The organism is Leptolyngbya sp. BC1307 (genome assembly GCF_002286735.1).
GTDB lineage: Bacteria > Cyanobacteriota > Cyanobacteriia > Phormidesmidales > Phormidesmidaceae > Phormidesmis.
Genome location: NZ_NRTA01000035.1, coordinates 1 through 14,416 on the forward strand (window position 1 = coordinate 1; position 14,416 = coordinate 14,416).

The window sequence follows — 14,416 nt, forward strand, 5'->3', positions numbered from 1 at the left end:
TCTAAAATAGTCGTTCTTCGTCTTGCCCGCTGCTTTGTCATACAGTCTGAAGTTGACCGGATAAGAATGACCGGAGGGGTCACTGTAGTACAGAGTAATTAGGTTGAGTCCCTTCACCGGTCGCTTGTGCTTGCCAGAGTAAAAGTAATCCACCAAGGCACTTTTGCTGGGGTCGCGATACGGTTTGTCTTCCACACTATCGTCTACGCTGAGCGTCCCGGATTCTAGGTTCAGCTCGCCTTTAACCTCGTCAAAGAGGTCTTTGGGCGTGTAACGTTCGCGTAATAAAAAGCGATTCACGCTATCGTGGCTCAAATCTGCCAAAATTTCTGAGAGCCGCACGCAGCTCACATACTTCGGCTCTGAGAGCAAAAATAAGGTGTAGAGCGTGCTATCGCACTGGGCTGTAGATGGTTTTGATAGCTCACGCATGGCCTAGCGATCACTCAAAAAGAAGGGGGCTCCTGCCAGCATACAGGCTGGCTACTCTGTCAATGCGTAAGTCCTAAGACTTACCTGAGCGATTGAATCATAGCTCTGAGCGTCTCTTCCTGCGCTTCAATACTCTCAGTGAGCTTAAACTGCACCAACGCACGAATCAGATTATGCGTTGGGTGCTTGACCTTAAAGTAGACATTGCCCTCTAGATAGTCGGTAAAAAATCTCAGACCCAGCTCAAAAGCCAGCAGGCGAATAGCATCGTACAGGTAGAGATAGTCCGACTCACTCAAAAAGTCTTTAGCCTGCACCAAATATCCGCGCAGCATGGCCCTAGCCAGCTCAACATCAAAAACAACATTTTCCCAGTCTTCGGTCTCTTCTCCCAGCGGATTACAGCCCGAGCGCAGACAGTCGCCGATATCGTAGTGCAAGAGCCCTGGCTTGAGCGTGTCCAAATCGATCAGACTGACCGCCTGGCCGTTTTCTCCTAGCATTATATTGTTTATCTTGGGGTCGCCGTGAATGGGCCGTAGCTGTAGATGGCCTGCCGCCTTAGCCCGCTCTAGCACATGCGCCCAGTCCTGCCGCTGCTCCACAAACGCCAAGCAATAGTGAACCTGTTCGGCCTGCAAGCTGTCTAGCGCATCGGTCAGCGCTGCGTTTGAATCGGCGTCAGTAGCCGTCGTCTTGCCATCCGTACAGCGCTCTGTCAGCACTTGTGCGTAGTGATCCAGGTACGCTGGCGTGATGTGAAACCCTTCTAAGGTATCAGCGAGCCGGTCAACAGGCAGCGTGCTGATCAGTCGATGAAACATGGCCAAGCCGTAGCCGACCTCTTCAGCATGGGCCAGACTCTCCACAGTTTCGAGCACATGGGAATCTTCGATAAAGCTAATAGCCCGCCAGTATTCACCGCTCTCTAGCCAGAAATGCTCGCCCTGCTGAGTCGGTAGAATATGGGGCGTCTCCCATCGCCTGGGCAGATCTGTAGGCTGGCAGCGCAGATGTTCGCTCAGCACGGCCATGTTTTGAATCACCAGCTCAGGCTGACGAAATACCTGGGCGTTAATGCGCTGCAGTACAAATCGCGATTCTGAGCGCGAGGGCAAAAAAACGGTCACTAAAAAAGTACTGTTAATATTGCCGTTGCCCAACGGACGAATATCGCTGACCTGACCGCTACGGACAAACCGTTCGGCAATGGCCCACAGCAGAGACTCCGCTGACCCGGTCGGATGCTTGTCTGAAACCAATGCGGCTGCAGGTACTTTCGGCATAGCGATGCTGAGATTTTCGAGATCTGCCTGTCCTATGTAGCCCGCCGTTGCCCGGTTAGCAACGTAGCCCCGAGCGGTCTTGCTAGAAAATCAGCTCCCTAAAAAGCGAGACGAACCAGCACAAGCGTATCTCAAGCGTCTTTAGAACGACACTTAAGAAAATAGCCGATAGTTGACACCTGCCATCGTTTGTCAGGCGATCTGTAATACCTTTGTTACAGATCTAGCCACTATTGCCCTGGGCAGAGGATTTTCTAAAGAGAGCTAGAGTTCAAGCTTTCAGCCTCTTCGGGGGTCTGCGGAATGTGAATGCCGCACTCCTGCTTAAGCCCTTTAAAGCGGGTCGACCGCTCGTCGGTGTCATCAGCGGTCATCGGGCGGCTAGAGTGCCAGTCGCCCACGGTGACATAGCCCTGGTCAAAGAGCGGATGATAGGGCAGATCGTGGGCTATCAAGTAGTCGTAAACGTCTTTAGAGCTCCAGTGTAGAATGGGCAGCAGCTTGTATCGCATAGCGCCGGAGGCCGCGTTCAGATGGGCACTCTCTGCCTTCGCTGCCTGCACGCTAATCCGGTTCAGCGTCTGACGATGACTTGTCTGCCCTGAGCGGAGCCCTGTCAGCCAAGCAGTTGCGCCTAACTCTGCGAGCGATCGCTCCAAAGGCTCTACCTTACGAATGCTGTCGTAGCGATTGAGGGCGGCTACCGTGTTTTCTTCCCATAGGCGACCATACAGGGACTCCATCCGAGCCGGGCTAATAGCCGACTGATACACCTTGAGATTGAGCGAGAGGCGGCGGCTGAGCTGCTCGGCAAAGCGATAGGTCTCTGGCGGCAAGTAACCCGTATCTATCCAGATAACCGGAATCTGGGGGACAACGCGGGTTACCAGACTCAGCATGACGGCTGACTGAATACCAAAGCTGGTGGTCATCACCAGCCCTTCGCCAAACGTCTGATAGCCCCACTCAACCAGATCGGCAGCTTGAGCCTGATCGAATTTTCGATTGAGACTCTCAAGGTCTAGGGCATTGAGCCATAGGCGATTGGGCTGGTCGGAATCAACGCTTTGGCGACTGGGTAACGGACTGGCCATAGAGAAATATCCTGCTCCCGCTGATGACGGTATAGCTCAGTGCTAACCTACCAGCTACAGCTTCCCATGTTCGGCTCAGTAATACCAAACTTACCTAACGTCTGCCAACGACTTCGCGAATTCGATAGATCGGTCGCCGCTGCGATTCGTGATAGGTGCGCATGCCCAGCTCTGCCAGCAGACCAAAGCTAAACAGCTGAATACCAGAGATAATCAGCAGCACCGCTAGCATCAGCAGGGGGCGATCGCCAATGCCCTGATTGAGAAATATTTTTAGAAAGCTAAGATAGAGTCCCAGCGCAAATCCGGTCACAATTGAGAGGATGCCAAACGGCCCAAAGACGTGCATGGGTCGCGTTAGGAACGTCTTCATAAAGTAGATCGTCAGCAGATCCATCACTACTCGCAGCGTGCGGCCTAGCCCGTACTTACTGTGGCCAAATTTACGAGCATGGTGGCGCACCGGGATCTCAGTGATTCGGGCTCCTTCAATGTAGGCTAGGGCGGGCAAAAAGCGGTGCAGCTCGCCGTACAGATGCATATCGCGGGCGACTTCTGCCCGGTAAGCCTTGAGTGAACAGCCGTAGTCGTGCAGAGAAACGCCCGTCACTTTGCCAATCAGCCCGTTGGCGATTTTAGAAGGCAGCAGCCGGGTCATGGCATCATCCTGCCGATCTTTGCGCCAGCCGCTGACGAGATCGTAGCCCTCCTGAATCTTGTGATAGACCGTTGGAATGTCGGCAGGTTCGTTTTGTAAGTCGCCATCCAGCGTGACGATGACTTTGCCTTTGGCCTGATGAAATCCGGCTGACATAGCTGCTGACTGGCCGTAATTGCGACGCAGGAACACCGCCTGAAGATCGTCACGGTTCTGGGAGATTTTTCTCAAAAGCTCGACCGAACCGTCAGTTGAGCCATCGTCTACGCAGATAAACTCGTAGGTGCAATCCATCCCCTGCAAGACTGTTGTAATCAGCTCTACTAACAGCGGAATGGTTTCTACCTCGTTGTAGATTGGCACGACAACCGAGATTTCTGGCGATCGCGCCCATTCTTCAGCGCTCAGATAGCTCGGGGTGATGGGAAAAGGCGGATGTCCAAGGGTAGTGTCAATCATGGCGAATCAAAATAACAAGAAATTAGGAGGTGACTACTATCTCAAATGCAAAAGTCTCAAACACAAGAGGGTATAAAATGTAGGCTACCGGCAACATCGATAAAAACTGCCGCTTCAGCGGGTCGTCTCAGGTCTTTATCCTCTCCTCTTGGGTTAAGTTAATCGGTGATTTTATGATGAATTACAGAAAGGCTTTTATAAATTCTTCAAGGCGGACGTTTCCTTGCAAGTAGTTTTAACACTGGGCGATGCTGACAGCGGGACGACTGCGAGATAGACGACTTCGAGATAATAGGAATTTGAAGCATAAACAAAGCGATTAGGCTTACTGTTTTGACTGCGCAGTGTCCGTCATTTTTTCCGATAGCCAGGCCAAGGCAGCGCCGATAACTTCGGCTAGCGTGCTAATCAGCCGGTAGAAAGCAACGCTACTCAAGATCACTGCAGCGGGAAACTCACCGCCCAGCAGCGAAATGGCCGTTGCTTCAAAGACACCGACGCCGCCCGGCGCACCGGGGATCACCAGCCCTAGCAGCCAGGCCAGGCTAAAGGCTGCCACCAAAGATTGAATGGCATCAGCTGTGAGCGGCTGCAAGGCGGCTACAGTAAAGACAAATCCTGACGCTCGCAAGGCGACAAAGCCAATCTCACCGATCAGCGGGCGGAGCGGGTATGCCTTCAGCGGCGGTGACCGGTCGCCCTCAAACGTCAGGCGCTGCGCTTTAGCCTTAGCCCGGCTCAGCGTCTGCAGAACGGGGTTAAAAATGCGGGGATGAACGCTTACCAGCGCTATACAGAGCACCACCACTTGGCCGATCCACCAGCGAGAGCCGCTCAGTTGCCAACCACCCACCAGACATCCCAAGATTAGCGCGGCCACGGCCATCAGCAGCGGCTCCATCACCACACTGAGCACCGCAGTACCGGTCGGCGTTCCGGTGGTTTGTAATGCCCGCACCCGCCCGTAGAAGTGCCAAACATTGCCCGGCAAATATTTGGCAACGTTAGTTTTGAGATAGACTTGAGTGCTCCACAGTCCGCCCAGAGGCTGATTAAAGAGGGCGAGTATCCAGTGCCAGACCCAGCCAGACCAGAGATGAGCCAGTAGCGTAATTCCTAAAGACACTGTCAGCAGTGACCAGGTCTGAGCGGTGATCTGTAAATCGGTCACCTCTCGCCAATTGTCTTTCAGAGCTTTAGCAATGAAGAAGAGCGTGCCGCCTAAAATCACCCAGCGTAAATAGGGCTTGAGCCGAGTCAGTAATGGTTTTACAAACATAATCACTTTCAAAACCTTCTGGCTCATTGGGGTTTAGTAAACCCACGATCATCAGACCGCGACCAAGATAACACCGATAGCTAAGCGAACAATCTGCCCATACGGAGAATGCTAGGGGTGTGTCAGGAGACTTGCGTTTTATGGCGGCTGATTCTATTAAGACTTCACACAAATGTTTAAGTATTCTAAGCAGCCTGACCTGGTCTCATAGATCACCTTAAAGTCTCTGTGAAGGTTTCTTAGAGAAGCGGATTGTGAGATAGACTCCACGGAACCCGATTGAGTAGAATTGCTAGCAAATCGAGGTCGGCCAACCCTGCACGTCAGTGGTTGAACGGATGGTCGAACAGATGGGTACTCTGCGCTCAGCCATGGCGACAATACTCGAACTCGTTGTTCGCACTCACTGGTGAGGTGCGGCCCTGTCATTATTATGAAAATTAAGCAGCTGTTGATTATTGGGCTGATTGTGGTGGGCATTTATGCCCGTTGCGCCAATTTGGATCAAAAAGTTTATACCGTCGATGAAGTCAGGGGAATATTGCGGGCTTCTGGCTACGCAGATGAGGAGCTGGTTGACACGGTTTATACCGGTGAGCCGGTTACCGGCAGTCGTTTTCAGCAGTACCAGGCTCCTACGGTTGAGCATCCTTTGGGCGACGCGCTCAGCGCGTTTGCCAACAATCCCGAGCATCCGCCTTTGTACTATTTGCTGATGCGGTTTTGTCTGCAGATTTTCCATGCGCCAGTCGCTTCTCGCTGGCTGGCTGTCGGCCTGGGTTTGCTGCTGCTACCGGCTATTTACTGGCTGTGTCAGGAACTGTTTGAATCGGCAGCTGTTGGCTGGAGTGCGATCGCTCTAATTGCGGTTTCACCCTTTCATGTGCTGCTTGCTCAAGAGGCCCGTCAGTATACTCTCTGGGCGCTGCTGGCGACTGTGTCCAGTGCGTTTTTGCTGCGATCGCTACGCCACAATAGTGGGAGGCAGTGGTTAGCCTACGGTCTGACGGCTGTTTTGGGCCTGTATTCTCACTTGTTTTTTCTCTGGGTACTGGTTACTCACGGGCTCTATGTCTTGATCGTAGAGCATCGGCTCACGCAGAGACTGCTGCGCTATGTGATGGTATCGGTCGGGGTCGGGATCGCCTTTTTACCCTGGGTTTGGGTGGTGGCCACGCGGCTGGCCCGACTGGAGGAAACAACTCATTGGGCTAGCAGCTACAAGACGGACTTGCTGAGTCGAATCGGCTACTGGCTGCACAATCTCGGCATTGGCTTTATCGATTTTGATTGGCCGGTCAGCTTTACCAATCCTTTCTCTTACCTGCTATTAGGGGCTGTGGCCTACAGTACCTATCAGCTCTATCGTCATACGCCAAAGCGAATATGGATATTTGTCCTGCTGCTGATGTCGGTGAGCACGCTGGCGCAAATCGTGCCCGATATTCTCAGCGGCGGTCGGCGATCGCTGCTGCCTCGCTATTCGCTGACGGCTTATCTAGGCATAGAGCTAGCAGTGGCTTTTGCTATTGCCCAAGTCTTTGGTTCTAAAAAGAGCCAGTGGGCATTGCACCTGACACAGCGGGTCGATCAGATCAGGGCACAGCAGGTCGGGGCGATCGCGCTACTACTAGGAGGCCTCATCTCCAGCTTGCTTATCACCCAGTCATTGGGGTGGGGAAAGGGCTCCAGTACCCTAACCTTACAGGCGGCTCCTCTAATTAACTCAGTAGCACAGCCAGTGGTTTTGACCGATGCTGACTATACCTACATTCTCTCTTTGAGCTATCAAGTCTCCCCTGACACCCGCTTTGTTTTGCTCAATCAAGCACAAAACCCTGACTATGCAGCAGCTCTGAAACAGCTTCCACCAGACAGTGACCTTTTTGTCTATAGCGCTTCCGACTCGCTGCTGGCCTTTTTACAAGCGACAAAAGATATCGTGATTACCCAGCCCACAGACGCCCTTCGTGAAGCGCAGCTCTATCAGGGCGTCACACCTCCTAGCCCAGCTCCTCATAGCACTATCTGACTGTCCGCCCCTCAACCGCCCCCCTCTTTAGCGACATGGAAAAACAACCGAAAACTTCAGAAGACTTGCTGAAGCCCTCATCTGGCTTAGCGGTAAGGGATCTGCCGATATCACTGGTCATTTTTTTAGTGGCGCTAGTGCTGCGACTGCTGGAGGTAGATGTGCCAATCAACGCCGACGAAGAGCTGTGGATGTATCGAGGCACAGCCTTTGCACTGCATCTGTTTGAGGGCGATTTAGCAGGAACCTACCTGCGTCATCATCCCGGTGTGACAAATATGTGGCTCACGGGCAGCAGCATGTTTCTCAACTGCCTATGGCACAAGCTCCATCCGCAGTTTTGGGGAATTGATCAACCGGCGTCGGTGGGGGCTTGCCTCAATGTGATGAGTTTCCCAATTGGGCTGTGGATTTTGCCCAGGATTTTTCAGGCGATAGTCACAGCTGGCTGCATAGTGGCTATCTACGATTTGGTACGGCGGCTAATAGGCAGGCCAATTGCGCTGATGACTATTGGCCTACTGATGCTAGAGCCCTTCTTCTTAGCCTATCAGCGCTACTTGACAACAGATGCCTTGCAATCATCTTTTGGGGCGGTTGGGCTGTTGGCGATGCTACTTTACCTGAAACAGCCTTTAGGCCAGGTAGAGGGGGCAACCGGGCGACCTCGCAAGTGGCTACTGCTCTCAGGCGTCATGACGGGCCTTTCGATTCTGTCTAAGATTCCGTCGGTATTCGTCATTCCAGCAGTGTTGACCTGGCTCATTGTGATTGAACTGCGCAATGGCGAAGCCGCTCTTTCGGAGAATCACAATTTTTCTCCCCAAGGCTCTTTCTCTAGACGAGGTTGGCCAAGACAAGGGCTAGATTTTGTGCTTTGGCTGATGACGATTGGTATGACCGCGTTTTTAATTTGGCCCGCTTTGTGGGTTGCGCCAATCGACACCTTGACACAGCTGTTAACAGGGCTGAGAGAAGAGTCAACGCGGGGAGCCTTCTTCTATTTGGGACAAACGACTGATGTGATTGGCCCATCTTTTTATCCGCTGGTACTGTTCTATCGACTTTCTCCTATCTTCTTACTCGGGCTCGTGATTGCGGTTATCATGGCATTTCGGCATCGGGGCGACCGGCAGCACTCTGTTTTCCTGCTACTGCTGATGGTAATTGGCAGTCTGTGGATGTTGGGGATGCTGTCGATTATTGGCAGTAAGATTGATCGCTACATCAGTTTGGTGATTCCGCTGTTAGCTGTCCTCTCAGCCACGGGTTGGGTCTGGCTATGGACTGAAGCAAGGGTGAAGCCATGGCAAAGGCTACCAATCTCTGAACCCGCTTCTGGATTTTTTTTGGGCCGTTCTTCCGGAAAAGGAACCGCACCGCCGCGTCGGAGCCTGGCTGCCGGTATGGTGGGATTGCTGCTGGTGCAATCGGTGGTAGTTGTCATCTACCAGCCTAACTATTTGACCTATTTTAATCCGCTGGCTCAACTGATATACCCGGCAGAGCGGGTATTTATGATCGGGCAAGGTGAAGGACTTGATCAGGCAGCTCGATGGATAAACCGGTCGCCTGAGGCCAAAGACATGACGGTAGCCGCTTGGTATGCCTCGGCTTTTCATCCCTATTTTGAAGGCAATGTCGTCCCCATCCCCAAGGTCACTGAAACGACATCCCCCCTATGGCTGAACACCCACCGGGTCGCGCTCTATATCAATCAGTATCAGCGCGATTTGCCTGAGCGCGAGATGCTGGACTACTTTTCGGCCCAGCCGCTGCTGCATAGCGTCCGCTTTCACGGGCTGGACTATGTGAAGATCTATCCGGGGCCAGTGGCTACGCCAGGCGATTTGGCAGCTATTGCTGAGCCGCAGTCTGTCAAGGTAAGCGATCGCATTCAGTTTTACGGTCACGAGCTTAAGGGCGATCGCCCAACCCCCGATCAGGCGCTGCAAGTCACGACCTACTGGGAATTTGCCGATGCCTTACCCGCCGAATCGAAGCTGGTGCTAACCCTAAAAAATTCGACCGATGAAATCAGCACCACGGCAGATCGACTGATGGGCGGCTATATCGCCATGGATAAGGTGCCCCAAAACATCCCTCTGCGAGAGAGCCAGACTATTCCACTCGAAACGCTGTCGCCCGGCAGATATAACCTCACAGCTAGCTGGCAAGTGCCGGCACCTCAACAGCCAGCGGCATCCTACAAGCTGTCTTTGGGCTCAGTGGAGATCGGCGCAGGCAGCTAGAAGCCGTGAGGCGGGCACTCGCGTCGTTGGGTCGATTATTCTAAATCCACCTTTTTACGTAGGGATTTTAGCTGCGATCGCTGCGTCTTATTCTCCAGTCGGCGTCGCTGCGATCCTTTCGTAGGACGGGTCGGTCGCCGTTTTTTGGGCAATACATTTACTGCTTGAACCATCTGCTGTAGTCGGGACAAGGCTTCCTCACGATTGCGCTCTTGCGAGCGGTGCTGCTGCGACTTAATCACGATTACGCCGTCTTTAGTCAAGCGCTTATCTCGCAGCGTCAGCAGCCGTCGCTTATAAAAATCTGGCAGTGAAGACGCTCCCACGTCAAAGCGCAAATGCACCGCGCTTGCTACTTTATTAACATTTTGTCCGCCCGCACCCTGAGATCGAATAGCGCTCATTTCGATCTCGCTTTCTGGGATAGACACACTGTTAGAGATTTTTAGCATTGCAAAGATAACCAGAATTCAGAAGGTAGACAGCCAGCTGTCTACTCCCTACTAAGATATCTCTACAGATGCATTCGTCGCTTGCGCACCGCTTTGCCCGCCATAAGCAATGGTTCTAGTGGTCACTTATATGGTGAGTAAAGCGGCCAACGCTATAATTTCTACCCTGTGAAAAACAGCACCCAGAAACCAGGCAACAGTTGAATTCTTCCTTTAGTAAGAGACTTATATGGAGATAACAAGAGCAGTCACTCACAGCTAACACTGTCAGGCTGATGTTATGCATTCCCTATCGCCAGTTGAAGAACTATCTGTGCACTATCTGAGGTGCTGTTTTTGGACGCGACAGATGCGGGGACAACCATCGTCATAGCGCCTCCTTGGCGAACTGATTTAGGCTGTTTTATCTGTCTTTAAGAGAGCTTGCTGCCCTCATGCCTCTATCTTAGATCCGTACCGACTCAACCTTAGTAAACAAACAACAAACGTTAACATCTCTAGAGACCATTCTTCCTGCTATCCCTGGCTAGCTGCTATCCCTGGCTAGCTTCAGAACCGCTCTCTCTGACCACCGCCCTGCCAGATTGCGGTCAGTCATCGCGTGTTTATTAATGTTAATATCTTTGAAGTGTCTATGGTCGGCTTCACCTGCTTTCTCCTACCAATCTGCGTTGGCTTACAGTTAAAGCGGTGGGTACAGGCCAGAGGGGGAGAGGTCGGAGGGGGAGAGGTTTGGTTCACTCGTCTTGTCTCTCTAACGCGCGCGCAACATAGCCGCTATCGGTTAGCAGCCGGGCTTTCAGCAAAACTTCAGTCGCACTTTAAGGAATAAGTTCATGAGCGAGCAGACCCAAGAATGTCTTAGAGTAGGCCAAAGTGCGCCCGACTTTACGGCTACGGCCGTAGTCGATCAAGAATTTAAGACGATCAAACTGTCTGACTATCGCGGCAAATACGTCGTGCTCTTTTTTTATCCTCTAGATTTCACATTTGTCTGCCCGACTGAAATCACCGCTTTTAGCGACGGCTACAGCGACTTCAGCGATATCGATACAGAGATCCTCGGCGTCTCGGTAGACAGCGAGTTTTCTCACCTGGCCTGGATCCAATCCGACCGCAAGTCGGGTGGAGTAGGCGATCTTGACTATCCTTTGGTTTCGGATATCAAAAAAGAAATTAGCGCTGCCTACAACGTACTAGACCCTGAAGTAGGCGTCGCCTTGCGCGGCCTCTTCATCATTGACAAAGACGGCATCATTCAGCACGCGACAATTAACAATCTTGCCTTTGGTCGCAGCGTAGACGAAACCTTGCGAGTGCTTCAGGCTATTCAACACGTGCAGTCGCACCCTGATGAGGTTTGCCCCGCTGGCTGGCAACCCGGTGACAAAACCATGAACCCTGACCCCGCGAAGTCCAAAGAGTTCTTTGCCGCCGTCTAGCCGTCTCAAGCAATTAACCCGAAAATTTGACTCGCATTTTTGACTCATATCTAATGACTAACCTTGGCCATTGACACGTCATGCAGCTGACTTCAAAAGGGAGCGATTTTCAGGGCCTAATCAGCCGCCGCTTTTTTAAAAACCTTTTGCCCATTCCCGCTAGCTGCCGGTTTCAGCTAGGTCAACTGCTACCCGACTTCACGCTGCCAGCAGTTGATGGCACTGCTAGCAGGCTCTCTAGCTACCGGGGCAAACCCCTTGTACTTGCCTTTACGCGCATTTTTACCGAAAAGCAATACTGTCCGTTCTGCTACCCCCATATACTGGCGCTCAACGAGGCTTACGATCAGTTTGTTGGGCTAGGGGCTACCGTGCTGATGATTACCAGCACCGATCTAGATCAGAGCCGGGTCGTTCAGCAGGATCTGTCTCTAGCGATGCCGCTGCTCGTTGATCCGGCCTGCCAGACTTTTCGCCGGCATGGCACTGGCCAAGCACTGGGTGCGCCTTTACCGGCCCAATTTGTCATAGATGCTGAGGGCAGACTGCGCTTTCAGCATCTATTTTCGTTTGCGCACACAAACGCGACGCCTGAGCGGCTGCTCTGGGCCATTCGCAATTTATAAGCAAGCCAGGCCGGACTAAAAAAGCCAAGTCAAAAGGCCGAAACCAACGGAGAAGGAGGGATTCGAACCCTCGATGAAGTTTACACCCCATAACTCCTTAGCAGGGAGCCGCTTTCAACCACTCAGCCACTTCTCCATGAGTGAGCATCCATAATACCAAGAACTCTGCGAAAGCCCTAGCAATATTATCGGATGATTTTAATTAGGGATCTGCAGCCTCCGAAAACAGGCGCTCTGCCAAAGCTCGTTGGCCAGCTGCCGGGGACGCAGTTGTGTTGATGCGCGGGAGGCGATGCTTAAAGCCACAGAGAATTTCCCAGGAGATGGTGTTGGCCATGTCTGCCCAGTGATCGGCGCTGAGGGTGTAGCCGCCCGCCTGACCCAGCAGAGTAACGACATCACCCGCTCGCACAGACTGCAAATTTGAGACATCTAGCATGAGCTGATCCATGGTGATAGCGCCAATTTGGTTGACTCGCTGACCGTTGACGACGACCTGCAGCTGGTTGGATAAAACACGCGGGACGCCGTCGGCGTAGCCAATGCCGACAATGGCAATCTGCATCGACTGCTGAGCGACAAATTTGTGACTGTAGCTAACGCCTGTGCCTGGCGCTATCGTCTTCAGATGGGTGATCCGGGCTTTGACGGCTAATACAGGCTTTAGCTCAGCAGCAGACTTCAGGTGAGGGGCCGGGTACAGACCGTAGGTAGCCAGGCCCACGCGAACCATGTCGTAGTGCAGGGCAGGATCAGTCAGGGCGGCAGCGGCGTTAGCCAGGTGGAGTCGGGGAGGGAGCAGATCTGCTTGCTTGAGGGCAGCGATCGCCTGCTCAAATCGCTGCTGCTGCAGCCGCATCACGGTCGGGTCAGGGCTATCGGCAGTCGCCAAATGCGAGTACAGACTGACCGGTTCCAAATGGGCGAGCTGCTGCACAAAGCGGGCAAACTCGACCGCTCGCTGCCAGCTAAACCCCAGCCGAGACATGCCCGTATCCAGCTTCAGGTGTACCGGCAGTGGAACGGTTGCCCGTTGAGAATAGGCTGCCAGCGTCTCAGAAAAAATCAGCGCCTGCTGCGGGTTTACAATCGTCGGCTGTAGCTGCCAGTCAGCGATCGCCCTCACCTCTGCCGGGTCATTCACCGCCCCCATCACCAGAATTGGCGCGTCAATGCCTGCCTGCCGCAGCTCTATGCCCTCGGGCACCGTCGCCACCCCCAGCCAGGTGCCACCTGCCAGCAACGCCTGCTCAGCCACCGTGACCGCCCCATGGCCATAGGCATCGGCCTTGACCACCACCATCAAATCAGTACCCACCGGCAACAGCGCCTTAAGCGTACGCACATTGTGAGCCAGCGCTGCCAGATCGATTTCGACCCAAGCCCGACAGCAGCGCATCGGCAACAGGGCAGGCGTTTTGTCCCAGCTAAGCATCACAACCTCGCATCACAACTTCACAACAACCGTCTTTACTTGAGCGTTTCGGGCGTGCCCTTAGATCGGCTTCTAGACAAGCTCCCAGATAAGTCTCAAACCGGTTTCTAGTCAAGCCCTCAGACGAGTCTCTAGCCGCATATCTAGTCAAACTCAGCGGCGCATTGCTGGGGACACGCCCTCAGGCAAACAGTGTACCAGTCGCTCAAACCCCCTCATGGCTTTGTTTGTGCTACTATCTAATGCAGGATCCTGGCGAGTGTGAAATGAGTAAGGTTCTTGTTCTCAATGCTTCCTATGAGCCGCTTAACATCACAAGCTGGCGACGCGCGGTAGTGCTGGTAATTAAAGGCAAAGCGGAGCAAATAGAGCACCGCGAACAGCTGATTTATCCAGATTTTCCCCTACCGACAGTGATCCGACTGCGTCATTACGTGCGCATTCCCTACAAAGAAATTCCTCTCACCCGGCGCAACCTGCTACACCGTGATAACCATACCTGTCAGTACTGCGGTTATGCGGGCGATGGCCTGACACTTGATCATGTGTTGCCGCGATCGCGTGGCGGTGGCGACTCTTGGGAAAATATCGTCAGCGCCTGCGTTCGCTGCAATGTCAAAAAAGGCAGCCGCACGCCCAAAGAGGCCCAAATGCCACTGACCAATCCACCGCGTAAGCCTCACAGCAGCCTATATTTTGAAATCTCCAGGCATGTGCGCGGCGGCGTTCACCAGGAATGGCGACGGTACGTTATTGGGCTTAACTAGCGCCTGCGGCGATCCCGCCATTGAGATATTAGAGGTATTGATGACCTCAGTGAATTCTTAGAACTATTCAGAACTGTAAAATTCTCACCAGCCTCATGTCTCAATGCTCATAGACAGCAGGTGAGCGTTCATAATAGTAAAAGACACACCTGTAAAATTACCGACTTTGCGCGCTCGGCACTGCTAGCTACTAGCAGATTTC

The 14,416-nt window shown here is 53.0% G+C and carries 11 protein-coding genes, 1 tRNA gene and 1 pseudogene; 5 read left to right on the top strand and 8 right to left on the bottom strand.

All coding sequences use genetic code 11. The features are described 5' to 3' along the window. The 5 genes and pseudogenes from CKL79_RS16400 to CKL79_RS16420 form a co-directional block, all read right to left on the bottom strand. Positions 1–432, bottom strand: a pseudogene (locus CKL79_RS16400) (IS701 family transposase); the annotation flags it as partial. Between the two features lie 80 nt (positions 433–512). Next, positions 513–1,718 (bottom strand): aminoglycoside phosphotransferase family protein, encoded by a 1,206-nt coding sequence (locus CKL79_RS16405; RefSeq protein WP_121970663.1) that lies wholly within the window; start codon positions 1,716–1,718, stop codon positions 513–515. 254 nt (positions 1,719–1,972) lie between these two features. Then, positions 1,973–2,812: a phosphoadenylyl-sulfate reductase gene (locus tag CKL79_RS16410; RefSeq protein ID WP_121970664.1), complete on the bottom strand. Its 840-nt coding sequence runs from the start codon at positions 2,810–2,812 to the stop codon at positions 1,973–1,975. A 94-nt stretch (positions 2,813–2,906) separates the two neighbouring features. Beyond that, on the bottom strand, positions 2,907–3,929 hold the full coding sequence (locus CKL79_RS16415) for a glycosyltransferase (protein WP_121970665.1): 1,023 nt from the start codon (positions 3,927–3,929) through the stop codon (positions 2,907–2,909). A gap of 325 nt (positions 3,930–4,254) precedes the next feature. After that, positions 4,255–5,208: a lysylphosphatidylglycerol synthase domain-containing protein gene (locus CKL79_RS16420; RefSeq protein ID WP_240518909.1), complete on the bottom strand. Its 954-nt coding sequence runs from the start codon at positions 5,206–5,208 to the stop codon at positions 4,255–4,257. A 433-nt stretch (positions 5,209–5,641) separates the two neighbouring features. Between CKL79_RS16420 and CKL79_RS16425 the strand changes: the two genes are divergently transcribed. Beyond that, positions 5,642–7,240, top strand: a complete 1,599-nt coding sequence (locus CKL79_RS16425; protein ID WP_121970667.1) for a glycosyltransferase family 39 protein — start codon at positions 5,642–5,644, stop codon at positions 7,238–7,240. Positions 7,241–7,275: 35 nt separating this feature from the next. Continuing rightward, positions 7,276–9,492, top strand: a complete 2,217-nt coding sequence (locus tag CKL79_RS23230) for a glycosyltransferase family 39 protein (protein WP_170944086.1) — start codon at positions 7,276–7,278, stop codon at positions 9,490–9,492. A gap of 35 nt (positions 9,493–9,527) precedes the next feature. Here the strand turns inward: CKL79_RS23230 and arfB are convergent, their stop codons facing one another. Next, complete coding sequence (gene arfB, locus CKL79_RS16435) at positions 9,528–9,944, bottom strand: alternative ribosome rescue aminoacyl-tRNA hydrolase ArfB (protein ID WP_121970668.1); 417 nt, start codon at positions 9,942–9,944, stop codon at positions 9,528–9,530. Positions 9,945–10,780: 836 nt separating this feature from the next. On the opposite strand from arfB, the gene CKL79_RS16440 reads away from it, so the two are divergent. After that, the gene (locus CKL79_RS16440; RefSeq protein ID WP_121970669.1) at positions 10,781–11,386 is read left to right on the top strand and encodes a peroxiredoxin; all 606 of its coding nucleotides are present in this window, start codon (positions 10,781–10,783) and stop codon (positions 11,384–11,386) included. A gap of 80 nt (positions 11,387–11,466) precedes the next feature. Further along, complete coding sequence (locus tag CKL79_RS16445) at positions 11,467–12,012, top strand: peroxiredoxin family protein (protein WP_121970670.1); 546 nt, start codon at positions 11,467–11,469, stop codon at positions 12,010–12,012. A 47-nt stretch (positions 12,013–12,059) separates the two neighbouring features. On the opposite strand, the gene CKL79_RS16450 is transcribed toward CKL79_RS16445, so the two are convergent. Next, positions 12,060–12,148 (bottom strand) — tRNA-Ser (locus CKL79_RS16450). A 66-nt stretch (positions 12,149–12,214) separates the two neighbouring features. Beyond that, the gene (gene alr, locus CKL79_RS16455; RefSeq protein WP_121970671.1) at positions 12,215–13,447 is read right to left on the bottom strand and encodes an alanine racemase; all 1,233 of its coding nucleotides are present in this window, start codon (positions 13,445–13,447) and stop codon (positions 12,215–12,217) included. Positions 13,448–13,713: 266 nt separating this feature from the next. Here alr and CKL79_RS16460 point away from each other — a divergent pair, with 266 nt between their 5' ends. After that, positions 13,714–14,214, top strand: a complete 501-nt coding sequence (locus tag CKL79_RS16460) for an HNH endonuclease (RefSeq protein ID WP_121970701.1) — start codon at positions 13,714–13,716, stop codon at positions 14,212–14,214. The last annotated feature ends 202 nt before the right edge of the window (positions 14,215–14,416 follow it).